Genomic DNA, 4,350 nt, shown 5'->3' with positions numbered 1-4,350 from the left:
TATCTATGCCTCTCTCCCAGACATTGCTAAAGTTTTAGATAATTATGATGAATATAGAGAGAATTTAGTGGCTCAAATTCGCTCATCTACTCTCAACACAAAGGACTCAGAATTAGGGGAAATTTATCAAAGTTCTCTCAATTTTAACAGTGAAACACGAGAAGAATTAAATGAGTGGTATTCTCAATTAGTTACCTATTGGCAGTCTAATCAGTCAGGATTTAGTTTAGGTAAAATTCCTGGGATTAAAGTAGTAAAAACTCAAGTCAAATCCCAAATCAAACCTATTTATAAACAAGTTCAGAACACCATCGGAAAAACGAAAGCTCGGATTCAGAAGCCATTAGAAGAAACCCGCAACGCTCAAACCTTGAAAGCTCCAAAATTAGTTAATCGTTATAAGTACACTTTTAATGCTTTAGAATTAACCCAAAAAGATTTGGGAAATAAAGTCAAAGAATGCTGGAAGTTAGGGTCAGCTTTTGGGGGAGAAAATCAAAGCTTACAAGACAAATTAGGGAACGGTTACCGTATCGATCGCGTTCGCTTATGGCGTGAAATTGCTCGTATTGAGGAGCTAAGGGGGAATGAGTTAGTTGCTGCTACCTACAAACTTCGAGCAATTCGTCTGTTAGATCAGGATTTATTTGGGGATCTGTCCTATATAAACCGAGCGTTAAATAATCAAGGGTTTACCAAAGAAGCAACTGTCATACAAGCCATGTATGGTAAACCAGGGGAAAGAGAAGCTCAATGTTATGAGTTAATTGAGCAGACATTATTAGATAATATTCTCAACAATAATTGGGATTATGAGTTGGTGGATGATCGACGGGATCAATCAGTTTATCGCGTTAGTGTGATTGTTTCCCTTTATAATGCAGCTGCTAAACTTCCTTTATTTTTAAGAGCCTTACAACATCAGACCTTAGTTCAACGGGGAGAAGCGGAAATTATCTTAGTGGATAGTGGATCTCCAGGGGATGAATATCAAGTTTTCCAAGAATTAGCTTCTGAGTTAAATATTCCGATTGTTTATGCGCGCTCCAAACAACGGGAAACGATACAAACGGCTTGGAATAGAGGAATTGACTTATCTAGGGCGCGTTTCTTATCTTTCTTAGGAGTCGATGAAACTATTCTTCCTGGTTGTTTAGAAATCTTGGCCGCTGAATTAGATGAAGATCCTGAGTTAGATTGGGTAACTGGTCATAGTTTAGTCACCAGTGTTGATAAAAATGGTAGTTGGGTGAGTGATATTATGCCCTATGATCGCAAAAAATATCAACAGGATTTAGTCTATTTAGAAACCTGTTATTTATCATGGGTGGGGGCATTATATCGTCGTTCTATTCACGATCGTTTCGGGTACTACGATGGTAGTTTCCGAGGCGCAGGGGATACAGAATTTAAGAGTCGTATCTTGCCCTTTATTAAAAGTAAGGTCGTCGATCGTACCCTAGGGGTATTCTGGAATTATCCTGATGAAAGAACTACCCAAAGTCCAGCTATTGAAATTGAAGATATGCGAGCTTGGTATTTACATCGTACTTTGGCAGGTGTTCGCTATGCCTTTGCTGATAGAAGTGTGGAGGAACTTGAAAAATTAATCTATTTATCTCTATGTTATCGTAAATCTTACTGTACCCACACCAGTACGGATTTGGAATATGCCTATAACTTGTGTTTGTACTTGAAAAAAATTCATCCTGAATCAAACGCCCTGAAATATTTTCAAGGCATCGAAACCCTATTAAACGCTTATCGCTCTCTAGATTGGATTCCCAAATTATCTCGTTTTTCTCCCGTGAGTCGAGTAATAGAAACTCGCAAAATTGCCTCCCAAATTCAAAAAGATCATCAACGGTCTTGGAATCACGAGTCAAGTCTGGGGTTAACGCCGACTTATCAAATTTTTAATGATAATCGTCACGAGCAACACTCATTTTTATGGTTCACTGACGTGGAAAACAATTCGTGATTTGAGGGGGTGACAAGAATTGGAAAAACCCTATCAAATCAAGCTTTCAGAATCTAAGTTAGGGTTTGCTGAATAAAAGCAAAACCCTATTCTTTAAAAGGTTACACCCATATTCGCGATCGCAAAAAAGATCAGCTTTGTCGGCTACAAACCGCTATAATTGGTAGAAACACCTCCCAGTTGTTGGTCAAGAACAAATGTATCGAAAAGAGGAGCAACCTTTACCGCCCCCAGAAAAATTTGAATTACCTTTCGAGGGCAAATTGTCCCCCAATAATCGTTGGGTAATCATGGCAGAGTTGATACCTTGGGATGATTTTGAGGAAGAATATGCTAAACTTTTTTCAGCAGAAAAAGGTGCGCCAGCCAAACTATTTAGAATGGCATTAGGGACATTAATTATTAAGGAAAAATTAGGAACAAGTGATAGAGAAACTATAGAACAGATTAGAGAAAATCCCTATCTACAATACTTTATAGGTTTAAATTGTTATCAACAAGAGCCACCACTGGAATCTTCAATGCTAGTTCATTTTAGGAAAAGAATTGATGGAGAATTGATAAACAAAATCAATAAAAAAATAGTAAAAAGAGAAATAGACAAGAGTGATAAAGAAGTAAAAAAAAAGGATTGTCTCCAAGAAAAAGGAGAAAAAATAAAAAATAAAGGTAAACTAATTTTAGATGCGACTTGTGCGCCAGCAGACATCAAATACCCAACGGATTTAGGCATATTAAATCAAGCCAGAATTGAGACAGAAAGAATAATAGATAATCTTTATAAACCATTAAGAGTAAAATTGAGAAAAAAGCCGAGAACTTCTAGAATAATTGCTAGAAAGGAATACTTAAAAGTAGCTAAAAAACGAAAAGTATCTTATCAAAAAAGAAGAAAAGCTATCGGGAAACAGTTAAATACCTTAAGAAAAATTTAGGAATATAGAAGACTTATTCAAGCTGGGGCTTCCCTGGAAAATCTGAGTAAAAGACAGAAAAATTGTCTAGAGACTATCAAAAAAGTTTATGAACAACAACAGTCAATGTGGGAGAATAAGACCCAGAGTGTTCCTCAAAGAATTGTAAGTTTAACTCAACCGCATATTCGTCCAATAGTGAGGGGAAAAGCAGGAAAACCAATAGAGTTTGGAGCTAAACTCTCAGTAAGCTGTGTAGATAACTATGTGTTTCTAGACAAAATAAGTTGGGAAAACTTCAATGAATCTTGTCATTTAAAAGAACAAGTAGAAAAGTATAAAGAAACGTTTGGCTATTATCCCGAATCCGTCCATGTAGATAAAATTTATCGAACTAGGGAAAACAGAAATTGGTGTAAGGAAAGAGGGATAAGAATCAGTGGTCCGAAGTTAGGAAGACCTCTGAAAAATGTCAGTGAAGAAGAAAAGAAACAAGCCCACTCCGATGAATGCTTCCGTAATGCTATTGAGGGAAAGTTTGGACAAGCTAAACGAAGATTTAGCCTAAATCTCGTGATGACAAAACTCCCTGAAACCTCCATTACATCTATTGCTATTACATTTTTAGTTGTCAATCTTTCTAAACTTCTGAGGCAGTTTTTGTCGCTTTTTTTGTCCTTATTTACTAATAATAGAACAGGGGAACTCATTAAACCGCCTTTCATTAATTTTGATTATACTTTAAACAATTTTTATGTACTAAAACTTATTGATTTGTCAGAAAATTCTTGGTCAAAAGTGGCATAAATTTTGGAGAAACTTTTTCAGCAAACCCTAAGTAGGTAGGCAAAAATAAACGTAAGTTTGTAGTTAAGGCTTAAGCCTTAACTACAAACTTTTCGATTTTATGAAAAAGCGATCGCCTCTATGAAAAAGCGATCGCCTCTATGAAAAAGCGATCGCCTGAATTATCAACAAAAGCCATTAAATGGAGATTTCGCTAAACTCACGACTCATGTGATCAAAGGGTTGATCCACAAAAGAGGTGTTTTGCACTCCAGACTCAACGGCCATGGCTTTCACCTTGTCTTTCATTATTTGAATACCCCGAACTGTGGGAGCAATGGGAACGCCCAAAGAGTTATAAGTTTCCCGTAACCCTTGTAAGACCCGTTCATCTAGAACAGTGGGATCTCCGGCTACTAAAGCATAGCTGGCATAACGCAAATAATAATCCATATCCCGCAAACAAGCAGAATAACGACGGGTGGTATAAGCGTTACCCCCTGGACGGATCAACTCTGGAACTTCCTCGAAGAGTTGCAGACCTGCTTCTTTAACGATCTCAGGGGAACTAGCATTAATTAAGGCAGCCACCTTAATTCGATCGCTTCCTGAGTCAAAGTAAGATTTAAGACTGGCGATCGCATCTCGATCCAAATAGCGACCGGTTAG

The 4,350-nt window shown here is 37.3% G+C and carries 2 protein-coding genes and 1 pseudogene; 2 read left to right on the top strand and 1 reads right to left on the bottom strand.

The window, feature by feature from the left end; translation table 11 throughout:
• Together CWATDRAFT_RS30025 and CWATDRAFT_RS35135 are read left to right on the top strand one after the other, a co-directional pair.
• Positions 1–1,981, top strand: a 1,981-nt coding sequence (locus CWATDRAFT_RS30025; RefSeq protein ID WP_007308486.1) for a glycosyltransferase family 2 protein, incomplete at its 5' end; no start/stop codon positions are given.
• 197 nt (positions 1,982–2,178) lie between these two features.
• Positions 2,179–3,702: pseudogene (locus CWATDRAFT_RS35135) on the top strand (IS5-like element ISCwa2 family transposase).
• Between the two features lie 177 nt (positions 3,703–3,879).
• On the opposite strand, the gene apcB reads toward CWATDRAFT_RS35135, so the two are convergent.
• Positions 3,880–4,350: allophycocyanin subunit beta (gene apcB, locus CWATDRAFT_RS30010; RefSeq protein ID WP_007308485.1), on the bottom strand; the 471-nt coding region annotated here is incomplete at its 5' end.

Source organism: Crocosphaera watsonii WH 8501, from assembly GCF_000167195.1.
Classification (GTDB): Bacteria; Cyanobacteriota; Cyanobacteriia; order Cyanobacteriales; family Microcystaceae; genus Crocosphaera; species Crocosphaera watsonii.
The sequence above is the reverse complement of the archived record's forward strand: the minus strand, read 5'-3'. Positions and strand labels throughout refer to the sequence as shown.